This is a genomic window from Parendozoicomonas sp. Alg238-R29, from assembly GCF_947331445.1.
Classification (GTDB): domain Bacteria; phylum Pseudomonadota; class Gammaproteobacteria; order Pseudomonadales; family Endozoicomonadaceae; genus Sansalvadorimonas.
In genome coordinates this window covers 33,601-55,561 of record NZ_CAMZOG010000004.1, presented here as the reverse complement: position 1 = coordinate 55,561, position 21,961 = coordinate 33,601, and the positions used below count along the sequence as shown (strand labels likewise).

Annotated in this window: 19 protein-coding genes; 4 read left to right on the top strand and 15 right to left on the bottom strand. The window is 48.8% G+C overall.

The window, feature by feature from the left end:
• Positions 1-198: 198 nt before the first annotated feature.
• From QMA35_RS01785 to QMA35_RS01765, 5 genes are all read right to left on the bottom strand, one after another.
• Positions 199-1,491 carry an MFS transporter gene (locus tag QMA35_RS01785; RefSeq protein ID WP_281645411.1) on the bottom strand — a complete coding sequence of 431 codons (1,293 nt, stop codon included), beginning with the start codon at positions 1,489-1,491 and terminating at the stop codon, positions 199-201.
• Positions 1,492-1,495: 4 nt separating this feature from the next.
• Entirely contained in the window at positions 1,496-2,716 is a 1,221-nt protein-coding gene (locus tag QMA35_RS01780; protein WP_281645410.1) for an MFS transporter, read from the bottom strand.
• A 332-nt stretch (positions 2,717-3,048) separates the two neighbouring features.
• A complete protein-coding gene (gene sixA / locus QMA35_RS01775; protein ID WP_281645409.1) occupies positions 3,049-3,495 on the bottom strand; it encodes a phosphohistidine phosphatase SixA in 447 nt (148 codons plus the stop codon).
• Positions 3,496-3,505: 10 nt separating this feature from the next.
• Positions 3,506-3,832 carry a DUF4389 domain-containing protein gene (locus QMA35_RS01770; protein WP_281645408.1) on the bottom strand — a complete coding sequence of 109 codons (327 nt, stop codon included), beginning with the start codon at positions 3,830-3,832 and terminating at the stop codon, positions 3,506-3,508.
• A gap of 99 nt (positions 3,833-3,931) precedes the next feature.
• Positions 3,932-4,963, bottom strand: a complete 1,032-nt coding sequence (locus tag QMA35_RS01765; RefSeq protein ID WP_281645407.1) for an NAD(P)H-dependent glycerol-3-phosphate dehydrogenase — start codon at positions 4,961-4,963, stop codon at positions 3,932-3,934.
• A gap of 413 nt (positions 4,964-5,376) precedes the next feature.
• On the opposite strand from QMA35_RS01765, the gene fabA reads away from it, so the two are divergent.
• Positions 5,377-5,889, top strand: a complete 513-nt coding sequence (fabA, locus tag QMA35_RS01760; protein WP_281645406.1) for a 3-hydroxyacyl-[acyl-carrier-protein] dehydratase FabA — start codon at positions 5,377-5,379, stop codon at positions 5,887-5,889.
• A gap of 17 nt (positions 5,890-5,906) precedes the next feature.
• Complete coding sequence (gene fabB, locus QMA35_RS01755; protein WP_281645405.1) at positions 5,907-7,124, top strand: beta-ketoacyl-ACP synthase I; 1,218 nt, start codon at positions 5,907-5,909, stop codon at positions 7,122-7,124.
• 75 nt (positions 7,125-7,199) lie between these two features.
• On the opposite strand, the gene QMA35_RS01750 is transcribed toward fabB, so the two are convergent.
• The 8 genes from QMA35_RS01750 to QMA35_RS01715 all read right to left on the bottom strand — a co-directional run bounded on the left by QMA35_RS01750 (position 7,200) and on the right by QMA35_RS01715 (position 19,145).
• Positions 7,200-10,496, bottom strand: coding sequence for a hypothetical protein (locus QMA35_RS01750; protein ID WP_281645404.1), 3,297 nt, complete (start codon positions 10,494-10,496; stop codon positions 7,200-7,202).
• 26 nt (positions 10,497-10,522) lie between these two features.
• Positions 10,523-12,199 (bottom strand): M4 family metallopeptidase, encoded by a 1,677-nt coding sequence (locus tag QMA35_RS01745; protein WP_281645403.1) that lies wholly within the window; start codon positions 12,197-12,199, stop codon positions 10,523-10,525.
• A gap of 142 nt (positions 12,200-12,341) precedes the next feature.
• Positions 12,342-14,270 (bottom strand): molecular chaperone HtpG, encoded by a 1,929-nt coding sequence (gene htpG, locus QMA35_RS01740; protein ID WP_281645402.1) that lies wholly within the window; start codon positions 14,268-14,270, stop codon positions 12,342-12,344.
• A gap of 121 nt (positions 14,271-14,391) precedes the next feature.
• Positions 14,392-15,339 carry an AEC family transporter gene (locus QMA35_RS01735; RefSeq protein ID WP_281645401.1) on the bottom strand — a complete coding sequence of 316 codons (948 nt, stop codon included), beginning with the start codon at positions 15,337-15,339 and terminating at the stop codon, positions 14,392-14,394.
• A complete protein-coding gene (locus tag QMA35_RS01730) occupies positions 15,336-15,764 on the bottom strand; it encodes a PaaI family thioesterase (RefSeq protein ID WP_281645400.1) in 429 nt (142 codons plus the stop codon). The genes QMA35_RS01735 and QMA35_RS01730 overlap by 4 nt, the downstream gene beginning before the upstream one ends.
• Complete coding sequence (locus QMA35_RS01725) at positions 15,754-16,248, bottom strand: PaaI family thioesterase (RefSeq protein ID WP_281645399.1); 495 nt, start codon at positions 16,246-16,248, stop codon at positions 15,754-15,756. The genes QMA35_RS01730 and QMA35_RS01725 overlap by 11 nt, the downstream gene beginning before the upstream one ends.
• A 70-nt stretch (positions 16,249-16,318) precedes the next feature.
• Entirely contained in the window at positions 16,319-17,071 is a 753-nt protein-coding gene (locus QMA35_RS01720) for a DUF599 family protein (protein WP_281645398.1), read from the bottom strand.
• Between the two features lie 22 nt (positions 17,072-17,093).
• The gene (locus QMA35_RS01715) at positions 17,094-19,145 is read right to left on the bottom strand and encodes a S9 family peptidase (RefSeq protein WP_281645397.1); all 2,052 of its coding nucleotides are present in this window, start codon (positions 19,143-19,145) and stop codon (positions 17,094-17,096) included.
• A gap of 220 nt (positions 19,146-19,365) precedes the next feature.
• Between QMA35_RS01715 and QMA35_RS01710 the strand changes: the two genes are divergently transcribed.
• Together QMA35_RS01710 and QMA35_RS01705 are read left to right on the top strand one after the other, a co-directional pair.
• Positions 19,366-19,797, top strand: coding sequence for a hypothetical protein (locus tag QMA35_RS01710; protein ID WP_281645396.1), 432 nt, complete (start codon positions 19,366-19,368; stop codon positions 19,795-19,797).
• Positions 19,798-19,815: 18 nt separating this feature from the next.
• Positions 19,816-20,586, top strand: coding sequence for a class II glutamine amidotransferase (locus QMA35_RS01705; protein WP_281645395.1), 771 nt, complete (start codon positions 19,816-19,818; stop codon positions 20,584-20,586).
• 7 nt (positions 20,587-20,593) lie between these two features.
• Here the strand turns inward: QMA35_RS01705 and QMA35_RS01700 are convergent, their stop codons facing one another.
• Both QMA35_RS01700 and QMA35_RS01695 read right to left on the bottom strand, forming a co-directional pair.
• Positions 20,594-21,544, bottom strand: coding sequence for a LysR family transcriptional regulator (locus QMA35_RS01700; RefSeq protein WP_281645394.1), 951 nt, complete (start codon positions 21,542-21,544; stop codon positions 20,594-20,596).
• A 132-nt stretch (positions 21,545-21,676) separates the two neighbouring features.
• The gene (locus tag QMA35_RS01695; protein WP_281645393.1) at positions 21,677-21,949 is read right to left on the bottom strand and encodes an outer membrane protein transport protein; all 273 of its coding nucleotides are present in this window, start codon (positions 21,947-21,949) and stop codon (positions 21,677-21,679) included.
• Between the last annotated feature and the right edge of the window lie 12 nt (positions 21,950-21,961).

The window sequence follows — 21,961 nt, the reverse complement described above, 5'->3', positions numbered from 1 at the left end:
GGCGCTGGGCTCGACAACCTTACGCCAACAAAACCTGAACCCACTCTGATGACTCAGCCCTTGAGCCGTACCATGCCTGTCACTCTCCGATACTTTGAAGAAATCTTTGCCAGCGTCGCCATCTCCATCACCGTACTGATCGTTATTCTTAACGTAATACTGCGCTATGGCTATGGCTTTGTTATCCCCGCTATTTGTTCAGGCTCCTGTTTTTGGGAGCCTGAATTTCTCTTCTTCCGTCGACACAACTCTCAAAACCACCGTATTGGTTTTCCGTAAATAAAGCAGAAGAATACAGGCCACCAAAACACCCGCCGGAAGAATCATTAGCACTTCACGATAATTTTCCGTACACACCTCAGAGTACATTCCAATCAACCAGCCAATCAGTGGTTGATAGAATAACGCCCCAATCATCACACTGAGGGCATTGGTGAATGCCAACCCGATAGAAAGCTGCTCTCCTTTCAACCAGTGTTTAACGAGAACGAAAGGCAACATATAGGTTGACGCGCTCAGGCCAAGAAGAAACATCAGAGGAAAATACAAAACCGGTGTTAACCTGCCCGACAGAATGATTAAAAGCAGAGCGATAGTCATCACACCACCAACCATCATCGCTTTACGACTGTCCATGCCATGATCTGCCAGCCACCCCAGAACCGGAGCACCGACCGCCGCGCCAATAAAAATCATCCCGGCAATTCTGCCAGACTGCCCGATACAATCAGGGTTTGTGTCCAAATAAGGTATCGCCCAGAGTGCAGCAAAAGCATTCATAATCGCGAACATAAACCCGCAGAAGAGTGCCACCAGCCATACATCTGTATTACGAAAAACTTTGACCCATTCACCGGAATTGTTGTCACAGTCACAGGAAGCAGTCCCGCTATTTTTAGCAATAAAAAATAATCCACCTAACACGGGCACAAGGGTGAGAGCTGCAAAGATTTTGAAAGTAAAACGCCAGCCCCATACCTGGATGCTTTCTGGGATCAGGAAGTCACCAATACCGGCGCCAACCATGCCAAAGACTTCCATACCCGCTGCCAGCACACCAAAAAACAGTGGCGGAAAAGAGACTTCTACGGTTTTTAGGAAGCAAACGATACCAGGAGCAGCCCCTATCCCCATAATGACCCGGCCAATCATCATCTGAGTCATATTGTCTGCAGTGCCCTGTATCAAACAGCCAGCAGACATCAGCAAACCGGAGATGAGAAGCAACATGCGAACCCCGGTTCTCGACAGAATCCAACCAGCCGGAATCTGTAGAAAAACATAAGGATAAAAAAACAGTGAAGACAGCATTCCTACACCGGCTTCATGAATACTCAGATCAGCTTTCAGCTCGGGAACCATCAAGCTGACAGAACCCTGCAGAACGAACTGCAGGGAAACAAATAAACCAACCGTTAAATAAGCCCAGATTACCCGACTTGTGATTGCTGATTCCGTTTGAAGGGCAATAGGTTCAACGCGCTTAAGCATTGCCTTAAGCCTCCTTCAACTTCAGAGAGGCCAGAAGAGCCATTACGGCCAGTACCAACAGGGGAATAAAAGCAATCTGGTAGTCAACTATTCCAAGCTGCTGGGTCGCTGCCCGTATATCAAGGATGCTGCCTAACAGCGGTTGCAATATCTGCCCGGCAACCAGCAGGCAGACATTAATAAAGGCGATAGCCAGCCCTAAACCAGACTGGGGAAGCGACTCACCCGGAGCAACAAAGGCCAATCCATAACTTCCCATCGCCATACCCAACAGAAACAGCAGTACAGCCATAATCACTGAGGCAACCGGCAGGAAAATAATGGCCAATAACAAAAGTAAAGAAAGTGATGCCCCAAGAATCATCCAGTTGCGACAGGTTCCACCTCTGGCAATCACCCAACCACAAAGCACTGTTCCTACGGCAACCCCAACAAATAAAAGTGTCATACCATTGGCCGCAAAGGCGTGGGAAAAGGGGTAAAGGCATTCGAGGAATGACGCTCCCCACATCATGCCGAAAACACTGATCAGACCAAAAAGGCCAAAGCCATAAGTAGCACTGAGCCATACCTGGACAGAACCAAAGACCCTGCGCAGGTCCCCACCTTCAACAGGGTGCCCATGTGCATCAATCGACTCACTGGCAACTGACCGGGGGCGATTACTGATAAACAGCATGCATAGCCACAACAACCCGCCAAAACCTGCAGAAATCAGCATGGCATATCGCCAGCCCATTATGTTCGTCAGTTCAGGAATCACACTGCTGGACACCGCACCGCCCAGCATGGCGGACATTTCTACCAGCCCTACGAAGACTGGAAATAATCTGGCAGGAAACCATGCCGCTGCCAGACAAAGGGCGCCAACTATCGCCGACGCGCTGCCAGCCCCCTGCAGCATACGCCCAGCAATCGCCATCTCCAGGCTGGCAGCATGACTGAACAAGAGAGTGCCTCCCACCATCAGAACCTGACAGAGAAGAAACATCGCTTTAACACCGTAACGATCAATTAACCAGCCAGCAGGAAGCTGCAGCAGTATATAACTGTAAAGAATTGAGCTGGCCAGTACTCCGGTTTGCGCACGGTTCAGCGACAGATCATCCATCAACTGAGGCACAATAAACCCGGGAGAAGCCTGCATATAAAACTGATAAAGGCCGAACAGGCAGCCAACAGTGACTACCAGACAACCCCGAAGGCTGATATCAGTCATTTTCATTCTTCAACCTCCCTTGCACATGATTTATAGCTATTACGTTCACGCAGTCAGACTCCCCAGGCAGAAATCAGTGAGTCCGCCTGAGGAGTACCGCTATAGGAAGAAGGGAATCCAGTATAGAAAGCTATCCCTGCCCCTGCTGTGAAGTTATAAAACGTTGCCGACAATGAATGGCTTAAGCTAGCAACGGATCAATCCAGCAGAAATAAGACCATGGTCTGATGCAAAGGTTTCGAGGAGAAAGATCCTGTTAGACAAACTGACTGTACCATCAGCTTCTCTAACAGGGATATTGGCAAAAAACGAGGTGAAAAGAGCTCCAGAAGGAATATCTATGGAGTAAAAATACGCTGCAAGTACGCCATGCCCGGCCCAGGGAGCTCCATTTCCAACTCACACACCATGGCCGTTGAATAAGGCACATCTGCGGACACTACCCCATCAACCAGCAGACTGGTTAACTTTCCGACTAAAGGCATATGAGCGACCAATAACCAGTTACCCTGATCAGGTAACTGGTCAACAGCAATATTGGGAACGGCTTCAGGAACAATGCTCTGGGTTGTCGTGATTCCAGGCCCGGAAATCACTGATCGAACAGTCTCAGCGGTCTGCTGAGCACGCAGATAAGGGCTGGCCAAAATACCGGAGAAAGGTATATCCCTCAGTTGTTCAGCAACTTTTCGAGCCTGTTCCTGACCAGATTCACTTAACGGACGCAGCTCATCAGAAGGGGCAGCATACTCCGCCTGCCCGTGACGCATAATATACAACTTCACGACTACGCTCTCAGGAGTCCCGGGAATCAGTCACTTCTGCATGACCGGCAGAAGGCCAGTCAGAGAAAGGGAAAGGTTTGGTTTCACTGTTGAAGGTCAGGAAATTTGCCATCTGATAGAGATAACGATTCAGAGCCAGGGAAAACTCCTGCAAGCTCAGGTTAGGTTGTCCGGTAAACAGTACCAATACACCTTGCAGGACAGCGATGAGGATAACCATCGCAATCACCAAATGCCCCGCCAGCCAAAACAAAACCATGTAAAGTATGCGAATCCAGATAGACTCGGAAAGCAGGTGTTCTTTCACGGAGTCCCTGTTGCCACCTTGGTTCATCATCTTGCTCCTTGAAGTTACTCGCCAGAAATATGGCGTCCTCATTTACTGTAGATGAAAGAGGGTACCAATCACTATCTAGCTTTTTACGGAAAACTCAATCTAGCTTTTTACAGAAAACTCAACATCCGTTTTTTGTTCACGCATCATCATAGTGCTGGTCACTTCCCTGATATCTTTCCCTTCCATAATGATTGCATACAGCCCGTCGACAATTGGCATATACACTCCAAGCTGTTGAGCTTTATTCCTGACCAGAGCAAGGGTATTCACCCCTTCCGCTACCTGCCCGAGGTCAGCCTCCGCTTCCGCCAGCGTACGCCCCTGCCCCAGGGCATAACCTACCCGGAAGTTACGGCTCAGTTTGGATTCACAGGTCACAATCAAATCGCCAACACCGGCCAGGCCAAGAAAAGTCATCGGGTTTGCCCCCATGGTCACGGCAAACCGGCTCATCTCTGCCAGTCCTCTGGTGATCAGCATACTCCGGGTATTGTCGCCCATACCTAAAGCCGTCGCCAGACCGGCAACAATGGCGTAGATATTTTTCAACGCTCCGCCCAGCTCTACGCCATAACGATCATGATTGGAGTACACACGGAAATAATCACAATGAAGAACGTTTTGCACGACCTCGCATAACTCATCATCTTCGCTGGCAATAACGGTAGCCGTCATACAGCGCGCCATAATTTCTTTGGCCAGATTGGGGCCACTCAATACCCCCACGCGCGCGCCTGGAATTTCTTCGTGGAGAATATCCGTCATCAAATCAAAGGTGCCCACCTCAACACCTTTCGTGGTACTCACCACCAGAGCCTTATCAACTTTTCCTTTTAAGCGAGTCACAACACTGCGAAAGGATTTACTGGGAATCGCCACAAAGATCAGATCCGCATCTTTAATAGCGACATCCAGATCACTGATAGCCATAATCTTTTCACTGACAGAATACTCGGGAAGATAGCGAGCATTAATGTGGGTGCAATTCATCTCTGCGGCCTGTTCTTCAGAACGCATCCACTGACGTACAGTGTGACCTTTACGTGCTGCGATATCAGCCAGAGCCGTACCAAAACTGCCGCCACCAAGGACAGCGATTGTGCAGGAATGAGCAGTATTTTGGCTTGTCATGCCTTATTTTCAACTTACCGAACAAAAGCAACGATCATACACCAGCGGGATCATCTTGGAATCGAAATTCCATACAGAATTGAAGTAGCCCGCAATTCTTGCTGCAAGAAAAGGCAGTAAACTTTCATGAACGCTCGTACAAATCGCTGAATCTTTCCCGGTATGTGGTATTCTTGCTGCACATTAAAATGACCATGACATGCTATGTAACAGTTCCGTGACTTTGGGTCGGAGAGTTGTTACAGAGCATGAAATGTCATTAAACCCGTTAACCGCCAGTGATATAGTTCCGCATATACACAGTTATTCAAGACAGTTATTCAAGACAGTTCTCAGTGGCTGTCAAAAGGTAGCAAGGGCGTGACTTACTATCTGCCACAAAGACAGAAGCCACAGCCAGACCGGAAGGAAAGATGAACAAACACAGCTTCAGTCGTGATGAACTGCTGGCATGTGGCAAGGGTGAATTATTTGGCCCTGGCAACGCCCAGCTTCCCCTGCCTAATATGCTGATGATGGACAGGATTGCCCATATCAGCTCCGAAGGCGGCGAATACGGAAAAGGCGAGATTATTGCCGAACTGGATATCAATCCTGACCTTTGGTTCTTCCAGTGCCACTTTGAAGGTGACCCAGTTATGCCCGGATGCCTTGGCCTTGATGCTATGTGGCAACTGGTTGGCTTCCATCTGGGTTGGCTAGGCAGCCCCGGCCGCGGTCGTGCCCTGGGTTCTGGTGAAGTGAAATTTACCGGGCAGATTCTCCCCACCAGCAAAAAGGTCACCTACCATCTTCACATCAAACGGGTGATCACCCGCAAATTGGTGATGGGTATCGCTGATGGTTCCGTCTCTGTTGACGGACGGGAAATTTACACCGCGAAAGACCTCCGTGTAGGTCTGTTTACGCGGACAGATAACTTCTGATACAGGTTCTTGAATATATGAAACGCGTTGTTGTTACCGGCCTGGGCATCTCTTCCTGCCTGGGTAACGACGCTGAAACCGTGACCGCCTCCCTGAAAGAAGGCCGTTCCGGTATCCGTCACAATGAATCCTATGCAGAGCAGGGGTTCCGCAGCCAGGTATCCGGTTCTGTTGATATCGACTTTGCCGAGCATATTGACCGCAAGCAGATGCGCTTTATGGGCGATGCTGCGGCTTACACTTTTATCGCCATGCAGCAGGCCATCGCCGACGCTGGACTGCCCGAAGAACTGGTTTCAAACCCTCGCACTGGCCTGATTGCCGCTTCCGGTGGTGCCTCAACCGCTAACATTGTTGAGAGCACCGACATTCTCCGAGAGAAAGGCGTGAAGCGTATTGGGCCTTACCGTGTTACCCGTACCATGGGTAATACTGTATCTGCCTGTCTGGCAACACCTTTCAAAATCAAGGGTGTGAACTACTCCATCACTTCTGCCTGTGCCACGAGTGCTCATTGCATTGGTAACGGTGTAGAACAAATTCAGCTGGGTAAGCAAGACATTGTGTTTGCCGGCGGTGGTGAAGAAGAACACTGGTCCCAGACTGCTATGTTTGATGCCATGGGCGCCCTCTCAAGCAAGTACAATGACACCCCTGATAAGGCGTCTCGCGCTTACGATGCTAACCGTGATGGTTTTGTTATTGCTGGCGGTGGCGGCATTCTGGTTCTTGAAGAGCTTGAGCATGCACTGGCTCGTGGCGCCAAGATTTACGGTGAAGTGACCGGTTACGGTGCCACTTCCGATGGCTACGACATGGTTGCTCCTTCTGGTGAAGGCGCTATCCGTTGCATGCAGCAAGCCATGAGCACCACTGAAGGCCCAATTGACTATATCAACACCCACGGCACCAGCACCCCTGTTGGTGATGTTGCTGAGCTGGGCGCTATTCGCGAAACCTTTGGCAATAACTGCCCATTGATCAGCTCCACCAAATCCCTGAGTGGTCACTCTCTAGGAGCCGCTGGCGTTCACGAAGCCATTTACTGTCTGCTGATGATGGAAAATGACTTTGTTGTAGCTTCCGCTAACGTGGAAACTCTGGATGAAAAGGCTGAAGGCCTGCCGGTTGTGGTTGGTGAACCCAAACAGATGAAGCTGAACCGGGTTATGTCCAACAGTTTTGGCTTTGGTGGTACTAATGCCTGCTTGGTGTTTGATCGTTACGACGGTTGATCATCTGTCTTATATAAAAAACGGGGAGGCTTTTAGCCTCCCCGTTTTTTATATAAGACAGAATTTACTCCAAACCTATTGCTCTGTTTCTTCTAAACGCTGATAAAATGCAATTTGGGGGGCAAAGTCTGTACAACCCAGAAATTCATTCAATGTCTTCGGGCGCTGCCCGTTTGACATTCTTCGATTGGTAACAATTGCATACTCTTCCAAGGGCAGAGAAAATAACTCATCTTTAACATGGATCTTGCCATCATCCCCGATTTTCAAGTTGATATAATGCCCACCTCCACCTGAAGCACTACCACCACCATGACAAGCTAACGATGTCAGCTTACCTCGAAAAGTAAACTTCTCACCGTTTTCTTCCTGCATTGGTAAAACCAACGTGCCGCCGCCATTCATTATGACGCTCTTAGCATCATCCTTGCGGAAGACTCGCTCACCCCCAACATAAGAAAAGCAGTTCAGCTTTACTGACAGCTTTTTCAGATTCTCTTTACTCGCAAACTTCACCTGCGCACGTGATGACTCCAGCTTTTCACCAGTAAGACGACAATTATTAGCCGGCACTCCAGCCTTAACCAGGTCTTCATGAGACCAATCCAACTTACCCGCCGCCCCTTCATGAAAATAACCCTGAACCATCTCCTGCATGGAAGACCCGCTGGCTCGCCTTCTCAAATCTTCAGTCACTGGCATCCGATGACCCAGAACTTCTGCAAGCCCTGTCGCAATAGCCAACGTTTCCTCAGGATTTCCCTGACTATTTCCCTCTCTCTGCATTTTCTCTGCAAGTGAAGGATCAATAACTCTTTGCCCGTGTTGTAATCCCTGTACATTATTGCCGAGAAAGCGCCCGTCACTATCAAGAACCAATTGACCTGGAGCAAGTACGTCATATCCCTCTGCATCAAAGCCAGCCATGTTTCGAGTTTTCGCCAAACTTGGTTCTATAAGGCGCCCTTCCCTATTGACACGAGCAATCGGCCTGCAGAAATAGCTCGGTTGATAGCCTGGTATTAATTTCTTCAAATTCTCTATTTCTTGAGGATTAGTGGCTCCGTCTGGGTACGCAAGAACCTGACCTCCTCCCTGCAGCTTTTGAACTTCAGCATCATTTCGATCAACATTCGCAATTTTAAGTACAAAACGCCTTGTTCCACCTGCAGTAGGAACTGCCACCCCTCTGGAAACTCGATTGCTTCCATCTCGCTCATGAGCATCGACAAGCAATTGGTTATTCGAGTCAACAATCAAATTACTTGTAGGGCTTACTGAACGACACAAGGTATCAACAGCATTCTTAAGTCTGCCAAGGGCAGCATTAATCTGCCCTTCTCCCTGATCTTCACGATGAGCTTTAATGACTCGTCGGTAGTTTAATAAGGCATCTCGCATTTCTACCTGTTCGTGAAGAGGGTAATGTTTTGCAGCTAATTGCTGAGCATCTTGATCCGATAAAGATTCAACCAGAAGCGTAACACCCTTTTTACGCTGTGGTACGGCAAAAGCCGTATGGGTTGTTACTTCAGCGTTAGGTCTAGTTTTACTAACAGGCAGCCCTTGGTAAGTTGCACTCAACTTAACTCCATCAGTGCTAACAGCCTTACCATTCGAAACTGGCAAGATTTTATCTACAGCTGAATAAAATTCATCCGCATCATGCTGTTCACCACCAAAAGCTCCATTTTTAAACAAATCAGTCAAATCCCGGTTAGCACCTTGCAAATGCTTAGTTGCCATCCAGTATTCATAACAACCTGTGATAAATCGCCTTTGATGGCCAACCATACATACTGGCCCCATTTCTCCCCGTTCAATGCGCTGGGTGATTCTCCACATATCAACTAGAGCTTGAGCAACTTTTTCCTCTGATGGGTATTGGAATGCATGCTGAGCCAGTTTTTCTTCCAGTTCTTCAATATCATCTTCATCTCTGGAAGAGATCATGAATTGTATACCCGTAGAAGACCAGCAACCGTTACCAAGCCGCCCCACGTAAGCGCCAGTATTCTTTGTCACATCACAGTCACTTTGCACGATTTTTTCCTGCAACAAGTTCTGATCGTCAGTGATTTCTTGATGCACACGCTTTAATGCCTGCCTATTACCTTGTGCCTGCTCAATACTTTCCAAATGGTGATGCAACAACCCAGACCGGAACAAATCAACAAAGTCATTCTCCATGGTGACTAGTATTGCTCGACTCAATGCTCGAAAAGCCTCTAGATTCTTCGCAAGCTCGGGGTGAGAAACTTCTGCGGGGGTCAAGTTATTTTGAATAACCCGCTGCTCCATAGGTGTTAATTGGCAATGACGCTGTAAAACTTCAAGAGCTTGTCCTAGTTGTTCAGGCGGACGCTGCGAAATAACGGGACGACCGGCAGCGGGTACTGAAGTTGTTGCTACAGCATCAGTACCCGTCTGAAATGCTTCTAGTTGTTGAGCTGCAGACTTGTGAGCAATGACTGCTGCTGCGGGTATACTTTTTAAGTGTTCCTGCTCCACACTATCAGCATTTATTAGCACAACACACTGTTTAGCTGTTATGGTTCCGCTTAAATTGGCCTTTGTCATTGCCTGATAAAGGGCTTTTATATCACCAATTGCTTTTTGATCTTTGCGCTCCAGCTTTTGCAGAAATACTTGAATATCCTTCCGCGGTACAACCTTTTTTATTTCCGCCTCAAAGTTAAATGCCCGCGGATGAGGAGCAGAAACAGATGTGCGTAGCTCTGTAGCGACCGGCCTGCCTGTTGGTTTTTGAGAGGGTTCACGGCCAGGTGAAGGAGCAACGGCCTTTCTTGATGCAGGCTCTGGGTGCAATTCAGCTTTTAACATACGCCCTGCTTCAACCATCATATGATTAATCTGGGATCCTATCCCACGAACAGCAGCATTAATGGATTCCTGTTTAATCAAATCTCGATTATAGGCATCAATAAAATCCTGAGCCGTCAGATCTGTCCCATAAAATTGCATAAACTGAAATGTTTGCAGCTTATGGCGTAGATCGTCTGTTCCCCACGCGTCAGGCAACGCAGCGCGTATTTTTTTCTCAGCTTCCTGCTTACTCTCGCGATAAGCCTCTACGCTCATTCTCTCAGCGGGTACAGGTCCCTGCCTTCTCGAATCACGAGAAGAAGCCGTATGACTGAGCCCAACCCTTGGCACAACCTGTTCTGACGGAACCTTAGTGATTGAACGATTCGACAACGCCGTACTAGAAGTGGTTTGTGACGGTGTCAGTCCAATATTCTTTTTAGCCTGCACCAAATTAACAACCCAACCCACCAACCAACCTATTGGGGGAAGGTATGTATTAAGAAACTGCCGAAAAGCTCCCGGTCTATTAGGATCTACCTGCATAACAAAGTCCCTTTACTGAAGTTCCATTAGCAGCCTGGTGTTACACCAACCTGCTCAAATGCTTGATCAATCTTGCTTGTGTTTATGCCATCAACCTGCGCTGCCTGTTTCACACCGCACGCAGCCTCAGAGAAAGTGGCTGTTGAGGTCCAGTACAACATATTGGAACGCACCATCAGGGCGAAGGCTTTACGGACATCACCATTCAGAGAGTTCACAATATTAACGAACGCCCTGTTCATCACACCGCTGCCTTTATGAACAATATAGCTTTGCCTGCTCGCCACAGGTATCTGTTCTGAAGCATTCAAAACGTCCCCCCAAGTACGATCACACCCGGAAATCCGTTTTTCACACTCAGCAGAGTTGTAAGCTGAAGGATTATCCATAGAGCGCATGGCGAAGCTACCTTTTGTAATCCTGTCCCCTATACGCCAATCAATATTGCGGGTGCCAAGCAAAGTTTCATAAGCATCGCGGCTGTAGTACTTGAGATAATACTCCGCTGCGATAGCAGCCATATCCGAGAAAGCTTCGTTAATCGCACCAGACTGATTGGCATAAATCAGGTCGGAATGCTGATTGGTAAAAGCGTGACTTAATTCATGGGAGACAATAGAAATGGAGACCAGCGGATAATAGCTGAGATGGCCATCACCAAAGGCCAGATAAGTACCATCCCAGAATGCGTTCTCATAATTACTGCCCACATTCACCAGCACCGTGAGCTGCTTGGCCTGCCCATTTGGCAAACTGTAAACCGGGGAGTTGAACCAACCCTGGTACATGGATGACACCAGATTCGCGAACACATAAGCATCATTACCCGGTGCCCAGGCTCCATTCGCAGCATCACCAGTATTCTTGCCGCACTCATAACTGATTGGAGCCGGGTTATTAGCAACCCACCAGCTATTATTGAGGGAAACCACTTTCACCAATGAGTTGCCAAGCATGCAGGTGCCATTATTATTGGTCACGGCAAAAGACGGCATACTGCCAGCACCAAATTGGTATTTCCCTGTTTTTCCGTTGCCACCAGGAGCCCGGTCAGAATAGAGTCCCTGTATATTGTTCCAATACTGGAAAACCTCGTTATCCGCAGCAGCAATCATATAGTGTGGCCATAAAGGTGGGCCGGATTTTGGTTGAACCCGAAAACTCACCCGATAAGCCAGACGGGGCTTACTGCTCTTATCGATCCAGATCACCGGCTGGGTATCCAGATCAGACACTTCGCCAGAAACATTAAAACGGGTATTGAAATCTTCACGGGCAAAATTGCCCATATTGGAACGAAAAGTATCTGTCAGGTATTCGCTGTGAACCGGCAGCTTGATATTCCTGGCCAGCTTGCCAAAAAACCGCGCTCCGTCATGATCCCAACTATCACTGGTCTTACCATAATGGCCAACCACACTGCGCCCTACTACTTCCAGCCCCTGGTAGTACTGACGGTATCTGACGTAACGGTTTTCTTTCAGGGTAAAGCTGCGTATCTGCACCAGGCTGTGATCAAAAGTATCGGTATCTAGATCTTCGGTCGTGTCGTCCACCAGAGAAAACTGCTTTAAACCCTCAGCAGATTCATCCTTTATAAGCTCATCATCTGCAGCCTGTATCGGAGCTGCCAGTAAAAACGAAGAATACAAGAACAGTAGGCAGAACCTGAGCAGCGAAACCCTGTGTAATGCGACGGCCATAGGTGACCCCTGAAAGAGAATTTATCCTCTTGGCTATCGGTACTTCTCTGGCAACAGTTAGAAACTAAAAGGCAGGTGACAAAAAACCGCCATCCTTTTCAGGCATGGCGGTTTTGGGAACCGACGATTGCTAAAAAGCAGATTAGCCGTTAGAGAGTTCCAGCAGCAACTTGTTCAGGCGTAGAACATAAGCGCCCGGATCATCCAGCTGGCCACCTTCGGCCAGACGAGCCTGATCGAACAGCACCTTGCTCAACTCAGCAAAACGATCTTCGTCAGCTTCACTATCCAGACGGGTAATCAGCGGATGCTCAGGATTGATTTCAAAGATCGGCTTGGCCTCAGGCACAGCCTGGCCAGCCGCCTCCATCATTCGACGCATCTGGGCACCCATATCGTTGGCACCCACAACCAGGCAGGCTGGGGAATCAGTCAAACGATGGGTCACACGTACAGATTCAACCTCTTCGTTCAGGGTGTTCTGAATACGCTTAACCAGATCTTCGCTCTGCTTCTCAACTTCTTCCTGAGCTTTCTTGTCGTCTTCGGAATCCAGTTTGCCCAGATCCAGATCGCCACGACCAATATCTTCGAACTGCTTGCCATCGAACTCGTTCAGGTGAGACATCAACCACTCATCGATACGGTCTGACATCAGCAGAACTTCAATGCCCTTCTTGCGGAACACTTCCAGATGCGGGGAGCTCTTGGCAGCATTGAAGGTTTCAGCGGTCACATAGTAAATCTTGTCCTGGCCTTCCTTCATCCGTTCGATGTAGGCTTCCAGAGAAACGTTCTGTTCTTCCTTACTCTCTTCGGTGGAAGAGAAACGCAACAGTTTGGCAATTTTCTCTTTATTGGAGAAATCTTCGCCCGGACCTTCCTTCAGAACCTGACCAAATTCTTTCCAGAACTTCTCGTAGGTTTCGGCATCGTTCTTAGCCAGTTTGGCCAGCATATCCAGAACACGCTTGGTCAGCGCGCTACGCATGCTGTCTACCTGAGGATCCTGTTGCAGGATTTCACGGGAAATATTCAGGGACAGGTCGTTGGTATCCAGAACACCCTTGATAAAGCGCAGGTACATAGGCAGGAACTCTTCTGCCTTGTCCATGATAAATACGCGCTGAACAAACAGCTTCAGGCCACGATCCATCTCACGGTTATAAAGATCGAAAGGCGCCTTGCCAGGAATATACAGCAAACTGGTGTACTCCAGCTTACCTTCCACGCTGTTATGGCTCCACTTCAGCGGATCGCTGTAGTCGTGACCAATGTGGTGGTAGAACTCCTTGTACTCTTCATCAGTGATTTCGCTGCGACTGCGGGTCCACAGAGCCTTGGCAGTGTTTACAGTTTCCCACTCAGGAGCCTTCTCTTCCTTATTCTCTTCTTCCTCAGCAGAAGGCGCCTCTTCCTTCAGCATCAGGATTGGCAGAGAGATATGGTCAGAGTACTTGCGAATAATGGTGCGCAGCTGCCAATCATTGGCAAACTCTTTGTGCTCATCCTTCAGGAACAGGGTGATGCGGGTACCACGAGTCTTCTTGTCTACGGGCTCCAGTGTAAATTCGCCGGAACCATCAGATTCCCAAGCAATGGCTTCACTTTCGCCCGCTTTCAGGGTTTCAACACGCACCTTGTCTGCCACGATGAATGCAGAGTAGAAACCAACACCAAACTGACCAATCAGCTGAGAATCCTGCTTCTGGTCACCAGTCATATTTTTTAGAAAGTCTGCAGTGCCGGACTTGGCGATTGTACCCAGATTGGCAATCACATCGTCACGGTTCATACCAATACCGTTGTCGGTAATGGTTACGGTATTGGTATCTGCATCACTGCCTATACGAATTTCCAGATTTGGGTCATTGCCCAGCAAAGTGGTGTCGTGCAGAGATGCGTAACGCAACTTATCTGCCGCATCACTGGCATTGGATACCAACTCGCGCAGGAAGATTTCCGGATGAGAATACAGAGAGTGGATCATCAGATGCAGCAGCTGCTTCACCTCTGTTTGGAAACCCAGTGTTTCTTTTTTACTCTCGGTGCTGCTTGTCTCAGTTGTCATAAAACCACAAGTCCTCAGGGATTCACGTTCCGGCCGAAGCCATGAACAGTTACAAAGTTTTGATAGAACGAAAAGTGGGGACACCCCTTGAGGTTTTCAAGGGGAAAAACCAGAAGAATTTTCACATGCCTGACACGATGGTTATCCAGACAGGTAGAGTGAGCAGAGAGAAAAGCGTCGACAGAGTCACAATATGTGACGTTTCCCGGGCAAAAACACCATGGTGGGAGGTCACCACATGGGCCAGAGCCCCGGTGGGAAGAGCTGTCATCATAACCAGAGCTGTTACCCATACAGGGTCAGTGATGCCTAGTATCAAGAGCATAAAGAATGTTACAGCCGGATGAGCAAACAATTTAATAACAATCAGCCAGCTGATTTCTGATAATGAAGACCCCTCCAGCCGAAACTGCAAACCTGCCCCAAGGCAGAAAAGCGCCAGCGGTACAGTAGTAGCACCAAGGGATGAAAGAACCTGATCAGGGATATCAGGCATAACCAACCCTGCTCCCGAAAAGATCAAACCAGCCACTGTCGATAAGAAAATTGGGCTTTTTAGCAAAGATTGTTGTAATACCAGCCATACCCGCTGCCCAAGCGTATTCTTCCCGCTATTTTTTTCAAAACCTTGAAACAGAACCTGAGCACCACCAATCAACACCAGATTACCAGCCAGAATAATCGTAATAATCGCTGCGTAGCCCACATCTCCCAGAAGTGCGGACACCACAGGAATACCCATATATGCATAGTTGGCAAAGGTTGTATTCAACGCTCTGGCTGTTAGCTGTGCACCCGAAGTCGTGGCAAAAAACACACGACAACCAACAACCGCTATCAGCCCGGTAACTAGAGCCGCTGCAAAAAAAGCGGTTAAGGGTAATGTTGCCAGCAACTGGGTCAGGGAAAGCTTGCTCGCCGCATTAAACAGTAAAGCAGGCACCGCAAAATAATAAACAAACCGATTCAGTCCCGACATCATCTCCTGGCTAAGCAAGGTGCGAACACCCACCCAGCCAAGAGCAATGTAGAGAAACAGAATGGTTACCGCTTGAAAGCTTCCACTCATAATCGGAAGTGCACACGCCCGGTAGCAATCGGCACATCGCGGTGACTCTGCCATGCGGTGACAGAGACATTGGCAACACGACGCCCCTGACGATGGAGCTGACATTCAGCAAAAGTGTCCCGCAGTTGCCCACTTCTCAGATAATCAATAGAGAAATCAATAATGGCCGGTATTTTAGGCTGGTTCATAAACAACAACAGATGTAAGGCAGCAGCCGTTTCCATAAAGCCACCGATTACACCACCATGGATAGCTGGCAGAACAGGATTACCAATATTGGCGTCCTGTGGTGGTAAAAGAAACAGAGCTTCATCGCCAACCAGCTGCCCTTTAACACCAATCAGTTTTGCGTAGGGAATATTATCAATCAGCTGATCCAGCTGCCCGGTTTCACGAGCCTGTTTGACTGCGTTCTCAAGACTCATGTTGATTATCCTTCTTCTTTTTCCCAACCATTTTTCCCGGCAACAGAGTTCCCAGACGCATAAATGTTCCAACAGCATGGGCTATGGGCTGGTCAGGACTATCCTGCCAGGCTGTTCCACGGGTAAAGACAATATTGCGTGTCACCCGATAAGCTTCCACCGTCGCAAAAAGTGACTTTTCCGGTTCCGGTGTCGTCATATGATCAATGCGAAGATCAAGGGTTGGACAGGCCTCTGGAGCAGGCAAGGCTGTTACTGTAGATATGCCGCAGGAAGTATCCATCAACGTTGTTACAACCCCAGAGTGGATAACACCAGTATCCCTGTTACCGACGATTTGTTCGCTCCACGGTAGCTCTATGGTGATTCCAGACTGATCCGCGCTAACAATTGACATGCCAAGAGTCTTGCAATGGGGAATAGCCAACAGGAACTGCCGCGCCATTATTAAAATAGTTTTATTATCTGGTTTTGAATCGGCCATTATCAGCCTTGTTGTTGTGATTAAAATGTATGGGTGCCTTATACCACAGATACGATGCTTAGACCCAGCCTCACACCCTCCCATCACCCGTTGGGCTGTACGCCATGGTGCGCAAAGCTTTAGAGTGAAACTCTCTTCGGTAAAGGATAATGACCACTGCCGACACCAGCACCAGGTACAGCCAGGCAGACACAAACCAGGCCAGTGTCGCCAGCCCAAAATAGTAAGCTCTTAGCCCGTAGTTAAAGTGTTTTGCTGCCATCGAAATAGTTCGGGCACCACTCTCGGCATAAGCATCAGCCCAGGCATCGTTGGCTTCTACCTCTACCGATAGAGGACCGCTGCCAATAAAGACTGCCGCATAGTTGTACAACCGGACAGACCAGGAAAACTCGAAGAAGGCATAAACAAAAATGCCAATCATCACCAGGATTTTATATTCCCAGAGTTCCCGGGTATCTGTTGCGGCTACGGGCAAATGGGAAAGAATACTTAATCCCTGTTCCGACGCAGCCATACCTGTGGCCAAACCGGCAATCACAAGTATCGTGGTGGAAGCAAAGAAGCTGACACTGCTGCGTAACTGATCCAGAAGATTGGCATCGGCTATGCGGTTATCGCGCTTCAACATGCGCAGTAGCCATTGCTTTCGATAGAGCAAAAGAACAGAGGCCAGGCAGGTATGGGTTTTGCCGCGGTAATTAGCGAACAGGGTGTACGCAATCCAGATACCCAACATCCATACAAACGCAAGGGCATCGAGCCCCTGCACCGTCTCCCCTATGTGTTCAAGACTGCTGAACAGCTGTTCTATGGCACTCATCTCCTACATCCACCAACTAGAGTCATTGACCCAAAGAAACTGCGGTGAGAATAAAGGCCTGTTCAAAGGCTGCCTCTTTCATGGCTTCGTATCTACCGGACGCCCCAAAATGTCCTGCGCCCATATGGGTTTTCAAAAATACAGGATTATCACCCTTGGAACACTCCCTCATTCTCGCGACCCATTTTGCTGGTTCCCAATATTGCACCCGACGATCTTCCAGCCCGGCTAGCACCAGTTGGGGTGGATACTCAACTTCTGCAATATTGTCATAAGGAGAGTAAGTTGCCATATAGTCGTAAATATCTTTTTCACTCGGGTCGCCCCACTCGTCATATTCAGTGACGGTTAGTGGCAGATCCGGATTCAGCATGGAACTGAGGGCATCAACAAAAGGTACGTCGAGTACTGCGCCAGCAAACAACTCAGGGCGCATATTCAAGACCGCTCCCATTAAAAGGCCGCCGGCACTGCCACCGGAAATCACTATACGATTTTTGTCCGCAAGGCCTTCACTTATTAACCCTTCAGCACAGGCGATGAAATCATGGAATGAGTTTTTCTTATGGAGCCTGCGGCCACTCCTGTACCACTGCTCCCCCAGATCTGCGCCACCACGCACATGGGTAATAGCAAACAACAACCCTCTATCCAAAAGGTTGAGCCGTGCGCGGGCAAAGTAGGGATCTTCACTCATCCCATAAGCCCCATAGCCATAGAGCAACACTGGTGCCGGTTTGTGAAAACTTTCTTTTCTGCCAACGATACTGATAGGAACACTGGCACCATCATGACTTGTTACCATGAGTCGACGGGTTTCATAGTCGTTGGCATCAAAGTCACCCAGAACTGGCATCTGGCGACGTAACGTTTGCTCTCCAGTTTCGAGATTTACATCAAGAACCGATGAAGGGCGATTCAAGGATTCATATTCCAGACGAAGAAAGCCCGCTTGATATTCGGCATTGTCGCATCCACCGACAGACCAGGCCTCATCAGGAAAGTCCAGAGTCATCACGCTCCCTTGAGCCGGGCGTATACGCACCTGAATCAGACCGTCTTCACGTTCGAAGGTCACCACACGTCCGGGGAAAAGCTCAAAGTCTTCCAGAGTCGAGTTATCTCTGTGAGCAACCAGTTCCTGCCATGTACCCGGATTATCAAATGGCGCAGTGACAAGCCGGTAGTTAATTCCTTTATCATTGGTGCGGATAAACAGCTGTTCACCGTCCGAGTCCGGATAATATTCGAGGCCGGTTTTTCGAGGCTGAATCATAACCAGTGGATCGTCTGCACTGTTCAAACCACCAACAAAACATTCAGAGGTGTCGGTACTGGAAAGTTCCACCAGAAGCCTGGATTCGGCTCTATCCGGATACGCCGATAAGAAGAATCGCTCATCCGCTTCTTCCAATATCACGGTGTCGTCCGCATAGTTTGTTCCAAGCACATGGAAACAGAGCTGCCAGGGACGGAAGTTACGATCCTGCTTGATGTACCAGAAAGCCTGACCATTCATGGCCCAGACGATGTTGGCTGCACACCCTTCAATAACATCTTCCAGGTGTTTACCCGTTGCCAGCTCCTTAACACGCAGAGTCCAGTTTTCATTACCGGCAAAATCCTCTGCCCAGGCCAGAAGTGTGTTGTCTGGACTGACGGACATCACGCCAAGGTCGAAGTACTCCTCCTCTCCTGCCCGCTCATTACCATCAAAAATCACTTGTTCAGCGTCAGAGCCCTGCTCTCGGCGATAATGAACAGCGTAATCTTTGCCAGTAAATGTCCGGCTGAAAAACTCATAACCATGCCATGTGTAAGGCTGGGATTCGTCATCTTCTTTCAGCCTGGCCTTCATTTCCTGATAAAGGGTTTTCTGCAAAGCTTCCGTACCAGCCATACCTGCACAGGTATAATTATTTTCCCCTTCCAGCCAGGCTTGTACTTCATCGCTATCCCGCTGTTCAAGCCAGCGATAGTCATCCACCCGCTGGCCATGGGGATCTTTAAGAATCTGCGGACGACGGGGAGCAAGTGGCGGGTTGGCAGAATGAGGGAATGGCATGAAATCCATAAAACAGGGCTGTCCTTATCTTCAGGCAAGCAAAAGAAAAATACGGTACGAGAACCAAACCGGGCATTATAGAGAGTGGCCATACGTACTGCCATTACAGAATCGCGGCTATAAAACCTGACTCTATTGAGAAAAAGCGCGATGACCTTTCCTCAAAGCCACCAGACAAGTAAAATTATCCCATTATTCCTGCCAAAGACCGAAGGTTACCGACAACCCCATGAGCCCAACCCAGTATTTGATTGCCTGGACTGTTTATCTTGCTGCAGCTGTCGGCTGTCTTGCTGTATGGGTAAAAATAACCTCAGGCCTGAATGACAAACTCGCCAGCTGGCTAAGACTCTGGGGAGCCGTTATTGTGCTCGTTCCAGGGTTCACCAATCAGGATATGACCTGGTTCTCGCCGGCTTTTCTGGCCATGACTTATGATGCCCTGACTGTTGGCCCGGAGGCCATGGTTCACAATGGCATTATTGTTGGCGGCTCCCTGGTTTTTGCCAGCCTGATTAAACTGCTGTTTTTCAGACATTCTGGAAAGTCCGCAAGCAGTGAAAAGAAAGTCGCCTCCAGTCATAAAAAATCCGACCATAAATCAACCCGTGAACAGCGCTCTGACCCTAAAATCCCTGCTGCCAAGCGCAGATCATCCTGAGCGACTAGGTTATAAGACATGTGTGAACTGTTGGGCATGAGTGCCAACACCCCTACTGACATTGTTTTCAGCTTTACCGGCCTGATGCAGCGCAGTGGCGTAACAGGCCCTCACCGAGATGGTTGGGGAATATCATTTTATGAAGGTAAAGGCATTCGGGATTTTCGTGATCCGGACCCTGCCTGTCAGTCTGAAGTCGCTCTGCTGGTGCAGAACTACCCAATCAAGAGTGAAACGGTTATCAGCCATATCCGTCAGGCTAATGCTGGCCGGGTATGCCTTGAGAATACCCATCCGTTTACCCGGGAACTCTGGGGGCGTTACTGGACTTTCGCCCACAATGGCCAATTGAAAGATATCAAATCCAAGGCGCTGGAGTTCTATCACCCCGTAGGCACCACAGACAGCGAATATGCATTTTGCTGGATACTGGATCAGATTCGCCAGCGCTATCCCAAACCTCCAGCACGCCCTGCTACACTCTGGCGCTTTATCCGTAAACTGGGTGATCAGCTTCGACCTTTAGGCGTATTCAATATGTTATTGAGTGATGGTCGTGACCTGGGTTGCTACTGTTCTACAAAACTTTGCTGGATTACACGTCGCGCGCCTTTTACCAAGGCATCGTTAAAAGATGCAGACGTGATTGTCGACTTTCATCAGGAAACCACACCGAACGATGTAGTTACAGTGATTGCCACCCTGCCACTGACAGACGATGAGCAATGGAACATTATGTCTGCGGGAGATATGCAAGTATTTCGCAAAGGTGAGGCTTTAGAGGTGTAGCCAACAGTTAAGCTACACCGCGGGCTTCACGGTCTTCATTTTGTAGAGCCTGACACTCATCAAACAGTAACCCTCGAAACCACATATGAGCAGGATCCCTATTCATCAGCCGATGCCATGTCAGTTGATAGTGGGAGTAGAGGGAATCCAGCTCGGGTGGAAGTGACACAGCCCTGAGTTTGTACCTATCCAGCAACATGCTGTTCAACGATGTGGTACCAATCATCATCGCATCAGTCTGGCTGACGACTTCGAAAGCCAGATGAGGATCAGCAGTCGATAACATAATCTCCCTGTTTGCAAGCATCATGGCAATTTTATTCGCAAAGGGTTTTTCCGCATACTCTGCGATAGTCAGACTGACATGAGGGTAAGCCAGATACTGGGAGCGAGTCAGTCGATCAAGGCTGGCGTACGGATGGTTACGAGCCATAAGAACCTTAGCCTGAACAGGTACAATTATCTGCCGGTGCAAATCTGTGCGTTCCAGCGGCAAGATATTAATACTCATATCCAGCTTACCTGTAGCCATATCATTCAAACATCGACCAGACCAGGGATACACACGCACTTTGACATCAGGAGCTTCTTTCCGAAGTCGAGCCAGCAGTGGAGGCATAATCTGCATGGAAAGGTGTTCCATGACGCTGATAGTAAACTGCTTTGTGCAACGTGCTGGGTCAAATTCAGGAGGCGCTACCACTCGAGACACCATACCCAGCGCATCTGCAAGTTCGGCCTGTAGCTCAATAGCTCTTACAGTTGGCTGCAAACCATGAGGCCTGCGAATAAACAGATCATCCTCAAAGATATCCCGCAACCTGCCAAGAGAACGGCTGATAGCCGATTGGCTCAGGCAGAGCCGATCCGCTGCCCGGCTGACACTGCACTCATCCAGCAAGACATGCAAAGTGACCAGCAGGTTCAGATCAAATCGGCGAAGAGTGTCGGGTTTCATTTAAGACTCCGGTGCAACCGAATCGCAAAAACAAAACCCACAACGGGAATACGATCAGGCTCACCCATCCTAACCGGATAATCGAGCCGAACATCTAAGGGCTTACCACTACAAACAGTTACACATCCAAAGTCACCGTGCGCTTAGGCTTAAACCTGCAGGACGCACAATATAAGCCGCAGGTACAAATGCCTCACCAGCAACACTCTTTGCTCCACTGGCCGAGCCATTTTTAGACACTTCGATATCCGGGATAACGTAACTGCCAACAACCGTGACAGTTTTACGATCAAAAAGACTCATACCAGCTGGATTACGAGCAACAACTGATACATCGTCTGCCATGGCGACTTCATCTGCAAAAGTACGTCCTAAGCCGGCAGCACTATGCGCACTGATCTGCATGGCTGGTAACAT